The sequence below is a fragment of the Glutamicibacter sp. BS14 genome, assembly GCF_056934375.1.
Map to the genome: position 1 here is coordinate 2,215,780 of NZ_CM167801.1, position 15,690 is coordinate 2,231,469.

Genomic DNA, 15,690 nt, shown 5'->3' on the forward strand with positions numbered 1-15,690 from the left:
TAGCAGTCAATAGGCGCCTTGCACATCATGTGGAAGGCGCCTATTGCGCGTCTCAGGCCAGTTGCCCGAACTTCTCGGTATCGGCAATCGATCCCAGCACGAGGATCTTGTCTCCGGTCTGCAGGACGGTGTTTCCGTCCGTGTTCTTCCATTCGCCGGCCGCATTGGTCGTGGCAGCGATGGTCACCCGGTATTTATTGCGTACCCCGGCATCACTGAGTTTCACACCGTGCAATGTGGCTGGTGCGCTCATTTTCACCATGGCATAGCCTGGATCGACTTCCAGGTAGTCCATCATGGATCCGCGCACCAGGTGGGCGACTCGCTTGCCCATATCCTTCTCCGGGTAGACGATGTGGTGGATTCCGAGCTGCTCCAGGATCAGACCGTGCCGATCGTCCTGCGCCTTGGCCCAGATCTGCGGGATCCCCATGCTGACCAAGAGCGAGCAGCACAGGATGGATGACTGCAGGTGGCTGCCTACGGCAACCACCACGCGGTCGAACTCGTGGATCGAGAGCTGTTCAAGGATTTCCCGGCTTGAGGCGTCGGCGCGAACCACCTGAGTCAATTCCCCATTCAGGGACTGGACGATGTTCTCGTGCACGTCAATGCCCAGGACATGGGTACCGGACTTCATCAGTTCCAGGGCCAGGGATTCGCCAAATCGCCCGAGCCCGATCACTGCAACGGAGTCCGCCTTAGACAGGCCCTTGGCGTCATTTCGAAAATTCAGTAGCTTAGCCAATTGAAGGCCTTTCCTTGGGGAGTTCGTAGAGCGCTTTTCGATCGCGCAGGGCCAGCGCGGAGCCCAGCGAGAGGACCCCGACGCGGCCCAGGTACATCAATGCAATGAGGATGCCCTTGGCAGGGTCCGGCAAATCCGGGGTAATGCCGGTGGACAGCCCGACGGTGCCGAATGCGGAGGTGGCTTCAAAGAGGCAGCGGTCCAGGGAATAGCCGGTCAGCAGCAGCAGGCCCATGGTGCCGACGAATACCGCCGCTACGCCCATCAGCGCCACCGTGATGGCCTGCCGGTGCACCGAGCGGGACAGGCGCTTGCCTAGGACATTGACGGCGGTCTCGCCGCGAAGTTCGGTCATGATGATGAACAGCAGGATCGCAGCCGTGGTGATCTTAATGCCGCCGGCGGTGCCGGCAGGCCCTCCGCCGATGAACATCAGCACATCCATGCCCAGCCAGGAGGCTGGATGCATCGCGCCGATATCGATGGAATTGAAGCCAGCGGTACGTGTCTGCACCGATTGGAAGAATCCAGCCAGGATCCGCTGGGCAGGTTCAAGCTCGCCCAGCGTCTTCGGATTGGACCATTCCATGGCGGTGATGAAGATGGTGCCGCCAAGCAGCAGCAATGCGGTCATGAGCAGGACCAGGCGAGTGTTCATCGTCCACTTCAGCGAATTCCGCCAGTGATGCCTGAGCTGGACCAGAACCGGGAAGCCCAAGCCGCCGAGGATGATGGCGATGCTGATGGGGATGCATAGCCACGGGTCCGCGACGAAATCCATCAGGTTATTCGAGTAGAGGGCGAATCCCGCGTTATTGAAGGAAGAGACCGCATGGAACAGGCCATGCCAGATCGCCCTGGCGGGTTCGTAGTCGTAGGCCAGCCAGAAGCGGAGGGCCAAGACGAGGGCCACTGCGGATTCGATGGCCAGTGACAGCTTGATGATCATCAATGCCGAGGTGCGCACGTCGGCGCCCGAAACGGAGGAGCTTTCGCGCTGCGTGGAGAGCCGGGTGAGGTAGCCGATGCGGCCCATGACCAGCATGCTCAGCAACGATGCGACGAGCATCAGGCCCAGGCCGCCGACCTGGATCAGGACCAGGATGACGATCTTGCCGAAGAGGGTGTAGTGGGTTGCCGTATCCAAGACAGTCAGGCCAGTGACGCACACCGCTGACGTCGCGGTGAAGATCCCGTCCACCAAGGATGTGAAGGTGCCTTGCGTGTTGGCCGCCGGTGAAGACAGGAGCAATCCGCCAATGAGGATTGCGCCGGCAAAGGCGACGGCTACTGCGCGTGCGGGTTTGGCCAGCACGCTGTGCTGCGCGGCGGACCGCGCATTGGGAAGATTCATGGAGATCGCAATGGTCGAAATAACGTCTCGCGAAACCGTGGGACGAGTAGTACGAATGAAATAATACGCTCGGAAAAGCGGGTGTCAATGGTGATTCCCGTCACTTGGCCCGTAGTTGATAGCGGACCTGCGGGAGCGCCTGGTCCGTTCTGCCACAGTCCCGCCGCCGGTTAAAGCAGACCGGCAGCCACGCGGAAAACGCGTGGCTGCCGGTTTGCCGCTGGTACTGCTAGGTACCGAGCAATTCCACGACCCGCTGTGCGGTACCCCAGGAAAGGGTGACCCCAGCCCCGCCGTGGCCGTAGGCCGCAATGACAGGCACAGCGTGCCCGTCGACGCGCTCCAAGCGGATCGTCTCGCGTGCCGGGCGCAGCCCCACCTTGTGCTCCAGGATCTCGCAGCCGGCCAGCTGGGGGACCAGGCCGATGGCACGGCGCAGCATGTCGGTGGCGGTCTGCGGGTCGACCTCGGCGTTGAAGTCGTTGGCCACGTCGGTACCGCCAACAATGATGTCATCGCGGCGCGGAATGATGTAGGTGACGCCCTGGGGATGCTCGTCATAGCAGAGCCAGTGGACCAACCCTGCGGTGTTTGCCAGGCGAATCACCTGGCCTCGGATGGGGTAGACAGTGCCGTCATCCCCGGTGAGTTCGCCGCCACGCAGGCCCGTGGCCAATACGACGGTGTCGGCCTCTTCCTGCACCTCGTCGATGGATCCGATGGTGCGCTGGATGAACTTGACGCCCTTGGCCAAGGCTTGTTCATGCAGCCAGGAGAGGTAGAGAGGCATAGTGATCACCGGGACGGTGGCACGCATGCCGGCGGCGGCAATGCGCGGGATGTCTTCTGCTGGGGCTTCGGCGGCGTTGGCGACGATCTGTGCCCAAGAGCGGTCTTCCTCCGGGGACGCTTCCAGATTCAGGCCGCGGCGCAGGTCGATGCCGGTTTCCTTGATGCCGGAGAGCTCCTCGAAGCGTGCCAGCGAACGGGCGAGCAGCAGATCGGCGGCTGCGGAGTTCTCCGAGTGGTACGGGAACCAGATGGCTGCGGCCACCGCGGAGACGGTCTGCAGCGGCAGCTGGTCGGCGATGACGGTGACCTGGTGGCCGGCGGCAGCCAGCTCATGGGCGGTGGAGAGCCCGATGACGCCGGCGCCGATCACCGTGACCTTGCGGGATGGCTGCGCGGCATCGGGCAGCGGGGCGGAATGCATGGGAACCTTTCGGGCAGGTGGCGAGGGGAAAGCAAAGGCCGGTGCCGTGATCCTGGAGTGCAGGATCGCGGCACCGGCGATGCGGTGCAGGCTAGAGCAAGGTGGCCGCGGCGCGGTCGATGATCCAGCGGGTCGCTTGGGTGCCGTGCACGGCGGAGGCCGGGACAGCGGTCTCGTTGACCTCGTGCTGGGCCTTGGCCAGCGCCGGCGCCTTGTCGGCACCGGCCACGATCAGCCAGACCTCCTTGGCGGTGTTGATGGTGCCCATGGTGAGCGTGACGCGGTGCGCAGGCGGCTTGGGGGAGTCGTGGACCGCGATGACTCCTGGCTCGTCGGACCGGGTGTGGTTCGGGAAGAGCGAGGCGACATGCGAGTCCGGGCCCATGCCCAGCATCAGCACATCGAACGCGGGGTTCAAGGCGCTGTCTTCGGCTTCCCCGGCCAGTTCCTCGGCGTAGGCCGCGGCGGCCTGCTCGGCGGACTCGTACTTGTCGCTGGCGCCCATGGCGTGCACGGTGGCGCGGTCAAGGCCCAATTCATCCAGCGCGTCGAACAGGGCTGCGGCCTGCAGCACGTTGCGATCTGCTGAATCGGTGGCGACAAAGCGCTCGTCGCCCCACCAGAAGTGCACCTGCGACCAGTTGACCGAGGCCTTGGCGGGGTTGGCCGCGACGGCTTCCAGGGCGGCGATGCCCAGCGAACCGCCGGTCACCACCACGTGGGCAACTCCGCGGGCGGCCAGTGCATCGGCGATCGAGGTGATCAGCCGGGCCGCAATGGCGTGGGCGGTAGCTTCCGGGTTCTCATGGATCAGTATTTGCCTAGCGATCACTGGATCTGATGCTCCTCAGGTTGGTCAGGTTCAGGCCCTTGGTGATGACCTCGCCGAAGACGTCATCGGCGTCCAGGCGGCGCATCTCTTCGGCCAGGCATTCGGCCACCGAACGCCGTGGCAGGGAGATGCGTTGCGGGGCCGATCCGGGCAGGTAAAGGTGGGCTACCGCGCCGGAAGGGCGCGAAAGCTCCACGTCGCCGGCTTCGCGTGCCAACCGGACGCTGGAGAGCCCGCCATTGGACTTGTCCGCGGCGATGGTCACCGGGACGTCCAGGCACAGGGTCAGCCAGGCGGCCAGCAAGGTGGTGGACGGGGAATTATCCGAGCCCTTCACGGTGATGCCCGAGAGCCCCTCGGTGCCGATCAGGTCGATGATGCTCGCCAGCTGGGCACGCCACAGGGTCAGCCGCGTCCAGGCGAGGTCGGTGTCGCCGGCCTGGTAGGTCTCGATGCGGCTGAACAGCGCGGCGGTGGGGTCTTCGGTTTCCGCCGAATCGGTGATGCGGCGGTGCGCCAGCTTGCCCAGCGCGGTGCCGGCCGGATCCTGCGGCACGCCATGCGGCCACCAGGCCACGATCGGCGCATCGGGCAGCAGCAGTGCGGAGATCAGCGCCTCGTCGGCCACGACATCCGGGCCGTAGGTGCGCATCACGATCACCTCGGAGGCGCCGGCGTCCCCGCCCACGCGGATTTGCACGTCCAGCCGGTTGGCCTCGGACTTGTTGCCGCGGACCACCACGATGATCCGGCAGGGGTGCTCGCGGCTGGCCAAGTTGGCCGCCTCGATCGCGTTCTCGGCGAACCCCTCGCGGGTGATGACCACCAGGGTCATCACGCGGGAGAGCGCTACCACGCCGTGGGTGCGGCGCGAGGAGATCAGCTTCTTGGCCACCTTGGAGGTGGTGGTGTTGGGAAGATCGATCATCATGGTCGTCTCCAGGTCCTTCCATCCTTGGCCATCAGCTCATCGCTGCTTTCGGGTCCCCAGGAGCCCGGAGCGTAGGGATCGGGCTGGGTGGGCTGCGAGGCCCAGAACTCCTCGAAAGGATCCAGGATGCGCCAGGACTGCTCGACTTCCTCATGGCGCGGGAACAGCGGCGGCTCACCGAGCAGCACATCGAGGATCAGCCGCTCGTAGGCCTCGGGCGAGGATTCAGTGAAGGCGTTGCCGTAGCCGAAGTCCATGGTCACATCGCGGATCTCCATCTGGGTGCCGGGCACCTTGGAGGAGAAGCGGATGGTCGCGCCTTCATCGGGCTGCACGCGGATCACGAACGCGTTCTGGCCGAATTCGTCGTCCTTGTGGTCGGTGAACAGCAGGTTCGGCGCCTTCTTGAAGACCACCGCGATTTCGGTGACGCGGCGGCCCAGGCGCTTGCCGGCACGCAGGTAGAACGGCACCCCGGACCAGCGGCGGGTATTGATGTTCAGGCGCACCGCCGCGTAGGTCTCGGTTTTGGACTTCGGGTTGAAGCCCTCCTCGTCGAGGAAGCCGACGACCTCCTCGGCGCCCTGCCAGCCAGAGGTGTACTGGCCTCGGGCACTGGCCGCGCCCAGGTCCTCGGGCAGCTGGACGGCGGTGAGCACCTTCTCCTTTTCGCTGCGCAGGTGGTCCGCGTCGAAGGAAATGGGTTCCTCCATGGCGGTCAGCGCCAGCAGCTGGAGCAGGTGGTTCTGGATGACGTCGCGGGCCGCGCCCACACCGTCGTAGTAGCTGGCGCGGCCGCCAATGCCGATGTCCTCGGCCATGGTGATCTGCACGTGGTCCACGTACTTGTTGTTCCACAGCGGCTCGAACATCTGGTTGCCGAAACGCAAAGCCAGCAGGTTCTGCACGGTTTCCTTGCCCAGATAGTGGTCGATGCGGAACACCGCGTCCGGCGGGAACACGGACTCCACGATCTCGTTCAGTTCGCGGGCGCTTTGCAGGTCGTGGCCGAAGGGCTTCTCGATGACCACGCGTTCCCAGCCCGGGTTCTTGTCCTTGGCCAGCTTGTGCTCGGAGAGCTTCTGGCAGACAACCTCGAACCAGCTCGGCGGGATCGAGAGGTAGAAAGCGTGGTTGCGCCCGGTGGACCGGGATTCGGCCAGTTCGTCCAGGGTCGCGGCCAGCTTCTCGTAGGCGCCATCATCGTCGAAGGCGCCGGAGATGAAGCGCATGCCGGCGGCCAGCTGGGCGAACACGGTTTCGTTGAAGGGGGTGCGGGCGCTGGCGAGGATCCATTCGCGGGCCTGGTCGGCGAAGTCCTGCGCCGTCCAGTCGCGGCGGCCGAAGCCGACAATCGCAAAATTCGGGGGAAGCAGTCCGCGGTTAGCCAGGTCGTAGACCGCTGGCATGAGTTTCTTGCGGGCAAGGTCGCCGGTGATTCCGAAGAACACCAGCGCGCCCGGACCGGCAATGCGGTTAAGCCGCCGGTCGCGGGCGTCGCGTAGTGGGTTGCTCATAGTGCCTTACTTCGCTGCCTCTAGCAGGGCAGCGATTCCGGCGGCGCGGTCCGTGAGGTTCACGCGCAGCACTGGGCGGTTATGTTCGGCGTCAGCCAGTACTGCGCCATCGCCGATCGCCTGGGCGGTGATCAGGCCGCCGAAGGTGTACGGACGCTCCGGGATCCCAAGGTCTTCCTTGTGATCCGCGGTGACTTGCAAGAACACGCCCTGTGCCGGGCCGCCCTTGTGGTACTGGCCGGTGGAGTGCAAGAAGCGCGGACCCCAGCCGAAGGTGACTGGACGGCCGGTCTTCTTGGCGAGCAGATCGCGCAGCGCGGCAAGCTCCTGGTCCGCATTGCGGTTCAGGTATGCCTGGATGGCGAGGTAGCCGTCTGCCGGAAGCTGCGCGGCGAGCTGCTCCACAGCCGCCTCCAAGGTCTTGGCCCCGGTGCCGTAGAGCTCAACTGGTCCGTCCACTGCATCCGGTGCGCTCTGCGCCGGAGCATCGAGCATGGAACGGGCGGCGATCTTCGCGGCCTCGACATCAGGCTGGTCGAAGGGGCTGATGCCCAGCAGGTAGCCGGCCACGGCGGTGGCGTACTCGAAGATCATGAAGGCGGTGCCCAGCGGTGCACTGAAGTGCACGGCGGTGGCGTCCTCGTCGAAATCCTCAGGCAGCGCGTCGTAGACGAACAGCGGCAGCACGTCCTGAGCCGGGTTCGCCAGCTCCGGTGCATCCACATGCGCGGCAACAGGCAGCACGCCCTTGCCTTCCTTGCCGGTGGACTCGGCGATCAGCTGCTCGGCCCAATCGCCGAAGCCCGGCAGGGCATCGCCCACACAGGCAATCAGCAGCTTGTCGCGGCCCGCGGTAGCCATGGCGGCACCCAGGTGCAGCGCGAGGTTGTCCTCGTCGTCCAGAGCCAGCACATCGTTGATCAGCCCGGATTCTTCAACCAGGGCTTCGATGTCCGCGCCGGCCAGGCCCGAAGGGACCAGGCCGAAAGCGGTCAGCGCCGAGTAGCGCCCGCCGACATTCGGATCCGCAGTGAATACCGCGCGCACGCCATCAGGATTATCCATGGGCGAGCCCGGATCGGTGACCAGCACCAAGCGGGTCGCCGGATCAATGCCGGCAGCCTGGAAAGCTGCGGTGAACGCACGGCGCTGCGAATCGGTTTCCACGGTGGAACCCGACTTGGAAGCAACCACCACGACGGTGCGCTGCAGGTCGGTTTCCACGATCTGCTTGACCATCGACGGATCGGTGGTGTCGCAGATGACCAGTTCCACCTCGTCATGGGCGGTGATGACCTCAGGAGCCAGCGAGGAGCCGCCCATGCCGCACAGCACGATGCGGGTCAGGCCCTCTTCTTGCAGCTCATCGCGCAGATCCAGGATCTGCGGGATCAGTTTGCCAGCTGCCTCGAAGGGGTTGACCCAACCGAGGCGGATGGCCGATTCAGCTTCTGCCTCAGGACCCCAAATGGTCGGGTCCTGGGCGGCGATGCGGCTGCCGATCTTCGCTTCGATCAGCTTCGGGAGCAACGCATCGACGGAGGCCAGGGCCTCGCCGGAGGTTACCAGACCAAGCTCCATCTACTTGGCTCCCTTCAATGCCACAGCCATGTCCTCAAGCAGCTCGTTCCATGCGACGTCGAATTTCTGAACGCCTTCGACCTCGAGCAGGTCCACGACCTCGTTGTAGTCGATGCCCAGTGCAGCGAGCTTGTCCAGCACGCGGTTGGCCGCATCGTAGCCGCCGGCGATCGCGTTGCCGCGCACCTCGGCTTCAGCCGCGGTGGCGTCCAGGGTCTTCTCCGGCATGGTGTTCACGGTCTGCGGCGCGACCAGTTCGGTCACGTACAGGGTCGATGGGTAGGCAGGATCCTTCACGCCGGTCGAAGCCCACAGCGGACGCTGGACGTTGGCGCCGGCAGCTGCCAGCACCTCGTAGCGTGCCGAAGCGAAGGACTCTTCGAAGACCTGGTAAGCCAGGCGGGCATTGGCCACGCCGGCCTGGCCGCGCACGGCGGCCGCGGCATCGGTGCCGATGGCGTCCAGGCGCTTGTCGATTTCCGAATCCACGCGGGAAACGAAGAAGGAAGCGACCGAGTGGATCTTGGACAGGTCCACGCCGGCAGCGTGGGCCTTCTCCAGGCCCAGCAGGTAGGCGTTGATGACCTCGCGGTAGCGTTCCAGCGAGAAGATCAGGGTGACGTTCACCGAAATGCCGGCGGCAATGGTTTCGGTGATGGCTTCCAGGCCCTCGACGGTTGCCGGGATCTTGATCAGCACGTTCTCGCGGTTCACGCGTTCGTACAGGGCCTTGGCCTGGGCGATGGTTGGTGCGGTCTCGTGAGCCAGGCGGGGATCGACCTCGATGGACACGCGGCCGTCGAAGCCCTGGGAGGACTCGTAGACGCCCTTGAACAGGTCGCAGGCAGCTGCCACGTCGTCGCTGGTGATTTCGGTGATCGCGTCTTCCACCGAGCGGTGCTTCTGCTCGGCGATGGCCTCGCCGTACACCTCTGCCTTGGACAGCGATGCCGCGAAGATTGCCGGGTTGGTTGTCACGCCGACCACGTTCTTCTCTTCGATCAGCTTGGCCAGCGAGCCGCTGGTCAGCCGTTCACGCGAAAGGTCGTCCAGCCAGATGGAGACGCCGGCATCGGACAGGGCCTGGGTATTCGGGTTGCTCATAATCTTTACTTCGGTTCCTTACTTGGCAGCGTTCTGCATGGAGGTTTCGGCAGCGGCTACAACAGCCTCGGTGGTGATGCCGAACTCGGAGTACAGCTTCTTGTAATCGGCGGAAGCGCCGAAGTGATCCAGCGAAATGATTTCGCCGTGCGCGCCGACCAGCTCGCGCCAGCCCTGGGCCACGCCGGCTTCAACCGAAACGCGGGCGGTGATGGCTGCCGGCAGGACCTCTTCGCGGTAGGCCGCGTCCTGCTTGGCGAACCATTCCAGCGACGGCAGCGAAACGACGCGGGCCGCGACGTTCTTGGCAGCCAGGGCTTCGCGGGCTTCGATAGCCAGCTCGACCTCGGAGCCGGTGGCCAGCAAGATGACATCCGGGGTGGTCTCCGCGCCATCGCGCACAGCCTCGGCGAGGATGTAGCCGCCCTTCAGCGTGCCTTCGGCGCCGCGGAAGCCGGTGGCCGCGCGGTCGTAGATTGGCAGGTTCTGGCGGGAGAGGACGATGCCCGAAGGGGTGTCGGTCAGCTCGAGGATGCCGCGCCATGCGTAGGCGACTTCGTTGGCATCCGCTGGGCGGACGACGTCGAAGTTGGGGATGATGCGCAGCGAAGCGAGCTGCTCCACTGGCTGGTGGGTCGGGCCGTCTTCGCCCAGGCCGATGGAGTCGTGGGTCCACACGAAGATCGAGGGGACACCCATCAGCGCGGCCAAGCGGATCGCCGGACGCTGGTAGTCCGAGAAGATCAGGAAGGTTCCGGAGAATGCACGGGTCGGGCTGGAGAGCACGATGCCGTTCACGATCGAGGCGGCGGCGTGCTCGCGGATGCCGAAGTGCAGCACGCGGCCGTACGGGCTGGCGGACCAGGAATCGGTGGAGCGGCGCTCGGGAGCGAAGGACTTCGCGGTCTCGATGGTGGTGTTGTTCGAACCGGCGAGGTCGGCAGAGCCGCCCCAGAGTTCTGGCAATTCATCGGCGATCGCGTTGATGACCTTGCCCGACGCGGCGCGGGTAGCCATGGTGGACCCTGGCTCGAAGGTCGGGATCTTCTCGGTCCAGCCCTCTGGCAATTCGCCAGCCTGCAGGCGCTCAAGCAGGGCGGCTTCTTCCGGATTGGCGCACTTCCAGGCCTCGAAGGTCTCGTTCCACGAGGTGTGCAGCTGCGCACCGCGGGTTACGACCTCGCGGGCGTGAGCCAGTACATCGTCCTCGATCTGGAAGTTCTTCTCGGGGTCGAAGCCCAGGATCGTCTTCAGGCCGGAAACTTCCTCGGTACCCAGCTTCGAGCCGTGGATGCCGCCGGTGTTCTGCTTGGTCGGCGATGGCCATCCGATGATGGTGCGCAGGCTGATGATCGATGGGCGGGAGGTCTCGGCCTTCGCGGCGCGCACAGCAGCATCGAGTGCGGCCATGTCCTCGACGTATTCTCCGGTGACGGTCCAGTCCACGCGCTGGGTGTGCCAGCCGTAGGACTCGTAGCGGCCCAGCACGTCTTCGGTGAAGGCGATGTCGGTGTCGTTCTCGATGGAGATCTTGTTGTCATCGTAGATCACAACGAGGTTGCCCAGTTCCTGGTGGCCGGCCAGCGAGGAGGCCTCGGAGGTGACGCCTTCCTGCAGGTCGCCATCGGAAGCGATGACGTAGACAGTGTGGTCGAACGGGCTGGTCCCTGCCTCGGCAGCTGGATCCAGCAGGCCGCGCATGCGGCGCTGGGAGTAGGCGAAACCAACGGCGGAAGCCAGGCCCTGGCCCAGCGGACCGGTGGTGATCTCAACGCCGGCGGTGTGGCCGAACTCCGGGTGGCCCGGGGTCTTGGCGCCCCAGGTGCGCAGCGCTTCGATGTCTTCCATCTCCAGACCGTAGCCCGAGAGGAACAGCTGCAGGTACAGGGTCAGCGAGGTGTGGCCCGGGGAAAGCACGAAACGGTCGCGGCCGATCCAGTTCGGATCCTTCGGATCGTGGCGCAGGTGCTTCTGGAAAATCAAGTAGGCGGCCGGAGCCAAGCTCATTGCGGTACCGGGGTGGCCATTGCCAACCTTTTCGACGGCGTCGGCTGCCAGGACACGGGTGGTGTCGATGGCCTTACGGTCCAACTCGGTCAGTGAGAATTCTTCAACTAAGGATTCAGTCGCCACAGCGGCGTTCCTTCCATTCAGGCTTGGACGGGAGATATCTCCCGCTGACACGCAATACGCCGTCGCCTCCTGCTTCCTCCGGCTGTGCTTTATTCAGAGGGATGCAGGTCGCGACGGCGCAATCTGAGTCAACTCTATCGCGAAAAGGCGTATTGGGGCGTTGGATTTAGCAAGATGACACAGAATTATTCGGTTTGCGCAGAAGGTGGACTTGATACGGCTATTCATGCCACGGCGTGAGCGAATTGCTCAGGCATTCTGCGCATTCGTGCGCAGGTGGCAGCCGGGGGATATGGGTGGCCGGGCACTTCTGCCAGCCGGTGCACGGCAACCAGCCAACGCTACAAAGAACAAGATTTGTTCCACTAGCGGCCATCAGTTGCCATCTTTGTTCATTTGGGAGCAGGGTCCGGGGACCGCGCGCAATCTGCCGAAATGCTGTTGGGCATTTGGAACTGGATGAGTTCTCCCGCCGCGCGGGGTTATTCCATCGAAGGCTCCCGGCTTGTCGACTTTGGCGTGCTGCAACGGTACGCGGGAAACGCTGGTTGGGGCGGGGGCTGCCTGCGGAAGATCGGTTCGAGGAGCAGAATCCGATGGGAGCGTGAAGCCGCAAAGGTGCATGGCTAGCCGCCGGGCAGGCGATTGTAGCGTCTTGAATTGAGCCAAATCACCATTTTTCAACTGTGATCCTCTCCTGGGGAGTTTCAATCAATTTCTATCCAGCGTAGAATGACAGTGTCTGTCTTGTACCCGTGAAGAACTGAGTGCGTTTAATTGAAGACTCAAAGTGTCGCCGCAGCATCAGTGCCCCGCGCATCGCGTCAGCCTGATGAAAATGCCGGCGATTTTCTGAAGCGCAAGGCCAATGCCTACGTGGCGTTGACGAAGCCTCGCGTAATCGAGTTGCTGCTAGTGAGCACCCTTCCGACCATGATCTTTGCCGAACGGGGTTTCCCCTCCGTCTGGCTCATGATCTCCACCCTTGTTGGTGGAGCTATGGCCGCAGGTGCTTCTGGTGCATTCAACTGCTATATCGATCGCGATATGGATAAGTTGATGAAGCGTACCAAGGGGCGCCCTTTAGTCACTGGGGACCTCACCCCGAGGGAAGCACTGGTCTTCTCTTGGGTATTGGCCATAGCCTCCCTGGTGGTTCTCTGGGTTGGCACCAATCCGCTGACGACCGCCTTGGGCCTGGCTGCAATCCTCCTCTACGTCGTGTTCTACACTTTGATCCTCAAGCGCCGTACCGCTCAGAACATTGTCTGGGGTGGCATCGCCGGCTGCATGCCTGTGCTGATCGCTTGGGCCGCAGTGACCAACACAATTGAATGGCCAGCGATCATCCTGTTCCTGGTGATCTTCCTCTGGACCCCGCCGCATTACTGGCCGCTGTCCATGAAGTATGCGGATGACTACAACGCGGCTTCAGTGCCTATGCTGGGCGCGATCGCCAACGCTCGCCGCGTTTCGGTACAGGTTGTGCTCTACGCTTGGGCCACTGTCGTTTGCTCGATGCTGCTGGTCCCACTGGGTAGCGCAGGAATCGTTTACACCGCAATCGCTGGTGGCGCGGGCATCTGGTTCGTCTACGAATCGCACGTGCTCTACCGCGAAGCGCAGAGCGACCATAAGCCGGCTGAGATCAACCGCAAGGCCATGAAGGTCTTCCATATCTCCATTACCTACTTGTCGATCGTATTCCTGGCCTTGGCCATTGACCCGTTCGTGGGTAGCCCGCTGTTCGGCTAGGTTCAACGCCGCAGCTGAGCGTCGGTTAGCGCCCTTCCTGGAATCCAAATGAAAATGGATTCCATGAAGGGCGCTTTTCTGCGTTCGAGCGTAGTTGCCCTTCGCATCGGCCAATGCATGCGCAGTATGCGTTTAGGCAGAAATTACTCTCATCGAGGGAAATAAGACTAGATCTTGCTATGCAAGTCTTGCTACGCAAGGTATGGTTATCGCATGTCCGATCAACGCGAGAAAATCGCCACGAATATACGCAAGGGCGTCCTTGAGTACTGTGTGCTGGCTTCGTTAGCCAGCGGAGATAAATACGGGTTGGAGCTGGCAGAAGAGCTCACCGCGCGGAAGCTTACCGCCGGCGAGGGGAGCCTGTATCCGTTGCTGGCGCGCATGAAAGCCACTGGGCTGGTAGAAACCTACTGGGAAGAAGGCGCGTCGGGACGCAAACGGAAGTACTACACCATTACCGAGCACGGGCATCTGATGGTTGGCGAGTTCCGCGGGGTATGGGAAGCAATTTCAATGCAAGTCACCGATCTACTTGGAGAGCAACATGGCATCGACAGCTGAGCAGTACAGTGCGGAAGCGTATTTGCGGGAATTGGGGAAGCTCCTGCGCGGTGCTCCAAGGGATATGGGCTTAGAGCTTCTGGAGGATGTGGCGCAGCATATCGAGGATGGCCGAGCCCTAGGCAGGGATGATGACCAAATCCTCGCCGCGCTAGGCAGTCCTGAAACTGTTGCAGCCCCTCTGATGGCCGAGTACGCGGCTCCGCAGGAGCGGGCCATCCTACGCAGGAATAGCTTGGTGCTCGGTGCGGTGGCACTGGTCCTCGGTGTCCTTGTCTCCATCATCGATACGACTCTGGCAGATACCCTGGGTGACCTGATTTTTGGCGCTTCTGTGCCAGAAGGTGAGGGCAGTAGCTACGACTCGATATATGAGCAAGGCGCATTGCAACTGCTGATCTTCGCAATATTCGGACTTGGCGTAGCGGCCACCGCGGTCATGAAGGGAAAAGCGGCACGAATCTACGGCTACGCGGCGGCCTTGTGCATGACAGCGCTCGTTGCCGGATTCATTACCAGCAGTGGAATCTTCTATATCCCGTCAATGGTCGCAGCATGGATGCTAGTCGGAATCAATGGGCGTTCTTCCAAATCGGTGAATCGAGAACCGCGTTCGAAATTGATCCGCATCATTGGTGGCACTGCACTGCTATTGCCAGTCGTGCTTCTGGGAGCCGCATCGTTCACGAGTATCGAGCCGAACGTCGCCGTGTACGCATACCTTGCCCTGGGCTTGGCCTGCGGCATCGGGTTCTTGTCCAATTCCCGGATTGCTCTATGGGCTACCTGCGCTAACGGTGCCGCCCTTCTTGCGGTTTCCACCGTGGATCAAGGGCTGCTGCTTGCGGCATTCTGGCTACCCGGAACAGTCTATTTCTTCTTTGGACTTTATGGTTTGATGTGGTTCACGCGCCGTGGAACGGCCGGGGAACAGCGTTAAGCAACTGGGGGTTGCCCTGCACATCCAGTGCAGGGCAACCCCCAGTCATTTACTCAGGATTCTAGGAATCGTTGCGCTGGTATTCCGGAAGGATGGCAGCCCGATCCCAGACGTTTGCGGAGGCGGCAAGCAGCAAGCTCGCGCCGAGCATGTGGGAGAGTACCAGGGCGACTGGCAGCCCATTGAAATGCTGGATGTAGCCAATTGCTGCCTGGACCGCAATTGCCGCGACAAGCCACCAGATGGCGATGCGAAGCTGGATGTTTCCGCCCTGCTTGTAGGCCAGAATCAGCACCACGATGGTTGCGGCAACGAGCAAGTACACCGGAGCAGTATGCATGCGGGTTACCAGCAGCGGATCGAACAAGTGGCGCGGGGCATCGGCATCGCCTGCATGCGGTCCGGTGCCGGTCACGATAGTTCCGAATGCCACTGCGAGCAGGGAGAAGATCCATGCGGCGAAGGAGAGCTGGCGGATCGACTTGCTGCTCTGATCGCACTTGCGGTTCTTCAGTTCCTTGGCGGTGCGGTTCACCTGGAATGTTGCCATGATGACCAGTGCGCCGGAAATCAGGAAGTGCACCGAAACGACCCAAGCGTTCAGTCCGGTCCACACGGTGATGGCTCCGATGAGTGCCTGCAACGCGATGCCGGCGAGCAAGCCGATGGACAGCTTGAACAGGGTGCGGTGGGTAGGGCGCATCTTCCAGATGGAGATCAGGAACGCGACAGCGATGACCAGCAGGACAAAGGTCAGCAGGCGGTTGCCGAACTCGATGATTCCATGGATGCCCATTTCCGGGACAGGGGTCATCGAACCGGGAACGCAATTGGGCCAGTGGGAGCAGCCGAGGCCCGAATTCGTCAAGCGTACGGCTCCACCGGTGACGATAATGCCAATCTGCGAGATCAGGGATGCGATCGCGAGACCATGCACGAGGCGAGTGACCTTCGTGGGCAGTTTATCGGCCCAGCTCTGGGTGGCTTGGGCTGAAGACATTGAAATCTCCCTTTTCGG

General features: G+C 62.9%; 13 protein-coding genes. 3 read left to right on the plus strand and 10 right to left on the minus strand.

The genetic code is table 11. The annotated features are described in order from the left end of the window. Window positions 1-52: 52 nt before the first annotated feature. The 9 genes from AC1Z36_RS10515 to tkt all read right to left on the minus strand — a co-directional run bounded on the left by AC1Z36_RS10515 (window position 53) and on the right by tkt (window position 11,413). Window positions 53-748, minus strand: coding sequence for a potassium channel family protein (locus AC1Z36_RS10515; RefSeq protein ID WP_181148794.1), 696 nt, complete (start codon window positions 746-748; stop codon window positions 53-55). Continuing rightward, window positions 741-2,102 carry a TrkH family potassium uptake protein gene (locus tag AC1Z36_RS10520; RefSeq protein ID WP_483561246.1) on the minus strand — a complete coding sequence of 454 codons (1,362 nt, stop codon included), beginning with the start codon at window positions 2,100-2,102 and terminating at the stop codon, window positions 741-743. The genes AC1Z36_RS10515 and AC1Z36_RS10520 overlap by 8 nt, the downstream gene beginning before the upstream one ends. Before the next feature lie 229 nt (window positions 2,103-2,331). Beyond that, a complete protein-coding gene (locus AC1Z36_RS10525; protein ID WP_402734789.1) occupies window positions 2,332-3,315 on the minus strand; it encodes an FAD-dependent oxidoreductase in 984 nt (327 codons plus the stop codon). 91 nt (window positions 3,316-3,406) lie between these two features. Beyond that, window positions 3,407-4,147, minus strand: a complete 741-nt coding sequence (pgl, locus tag AC1Z36_RS10530; RefSeq protein WP_133834203.1) for a 6-phosphogluconolactonase — start codon at window positions 4,145-4,147, stop codon at window positions 3,407-3,409. Beyond that, the gene (locus AC1Z36_RS10535) at window positions 4,137-5,078 is read right to left on the minus strand and encodes a glucose-6-phosphate dehydrogenase assembly protein OpcA (RefSeq protein ID WP_105656658.1); all 942 of its coding nucleotides are present in this window, start codon (window positions 5,076-5,078) and stop codon (window positions 4,137-4,139) included. Before AC1Z36_RS10535 ends, pgl begins: the two co-directional genes overlap by 11 nt. Continuing rightward, on the minus strand, window positions 5,075-6,595 hold the full coding sequence (zwf, locus tag AC1Z36_RS10540) for a glucose-6-phosphate dehydrogenase (protein WP_105656657.1): 1,521 nt from the start codon (window positions 6,593-6,595) through the stop codon (window positions 5,075-5,077). Before zwf ends, AC1Z36_RS10535 begins: the two co-directional genes overlap by 4 nt. Before the next feature lie 6 nt (window positions 6,596-6,601). Beyond that, a complete protein-coding gene (locus AC1Z36_RS10545) occupies window positions 6,602-8,176 on the minus strand; it encodes a glucose-6-phosphate isomerase (RefSeq protein ID WP_133834202.1) in 1,575 nt (524 codons plus the stop codon). Beyond that, complete coding sequence (gene tal, locus AC1Z36_RS10550; RefSeq protein ID WP_105656655.1) at window positions 8,177-9,280, minus strand: transaldolase; 1,104 nt, start codon at window positions 9,278-9,280, stop codon at window positions 8,177-8,179. An 18-nt stretch (window positions 9,281-9,298) separates the two neighbouring features. After that, complete coding sequence (gene tkt / locus AC1Z36_RS10555) at window positions 9,299-11,413, minus strand: transketolase (RefSeq protein WP_332486799.1); 2,115 nt, start codon at window positions 11,411-11,413, stop codon at window positions 9,299-9,301. A gap of 807 nt (window positions 11,414-12,220) precedes the next feature. Here tkt and AC1Z36_RS10560 point away from each other — a divergent pair. The 3 genes from AC1Z36_RS10560 to AC1Z36_RS10570 all read left to right on the plus strand — a co-directional run bounded on the left by AC1Z36_RS10560 (window position 12,221) and on the right by AC1Z36_RS10570 (window position 14,672). Beyond that, complete coding sequence (locus AC1Z36_RS10560; RefSeq protein WP_105656652.1) at window positions 12,221-13,168, plus strand: heme o synthase; 948 nt, start codon at window positions 12,221-12,223, stop codon at window positions 13,166-13,168. Between the two features lie 213 nt (window positions 13,169-13,381). Next, a complete protein-coding gene (locus AC1Z36_RS10565) occupies window positions 13,382-13,732 on the plus strand; it encodes a PadR family transcriptional regulator (RefSeq protein WP_105656651.1) in 351 nt (116 codons plus the stop codon). Continuing rightward, window positions 13,716-14,672, plus strand: coding sequence for a DUF1700 domain-containing protein (locus tag AC1Z36_RS10570; protein WP_402734791.1), 957 nt, complete (start codon window positions 13,716-13,718; stop codon window positions 14,670-14,672). Before AC1Z36_RS10565 ends, AC1Z36_RS10570 begins: the two co-directional genes overlap by 17 nt. A gap of 61 nt (window positions 14,673-14,733) precedes the next feature. Here the strand turns inward: AC1Z36_RS10570 and AC1Z36_RS10575 are convergent, their stop codons facing one another. Next, window positions 14,734-15,672 carry a COX15/CtaA family protein gene (locus AC1Z36_RS10575; protein ID WP_332503464.1) on the minus strand — a complete coding sequence of 313 codons (939 nt, stop codon included), beginning with the start codon at window positions 15,670-15,672 and terminating at the stop codon, window positions 14,734-14,736. Window positions 15,673-15,690 lie beyond the last annotated feature (18 nt).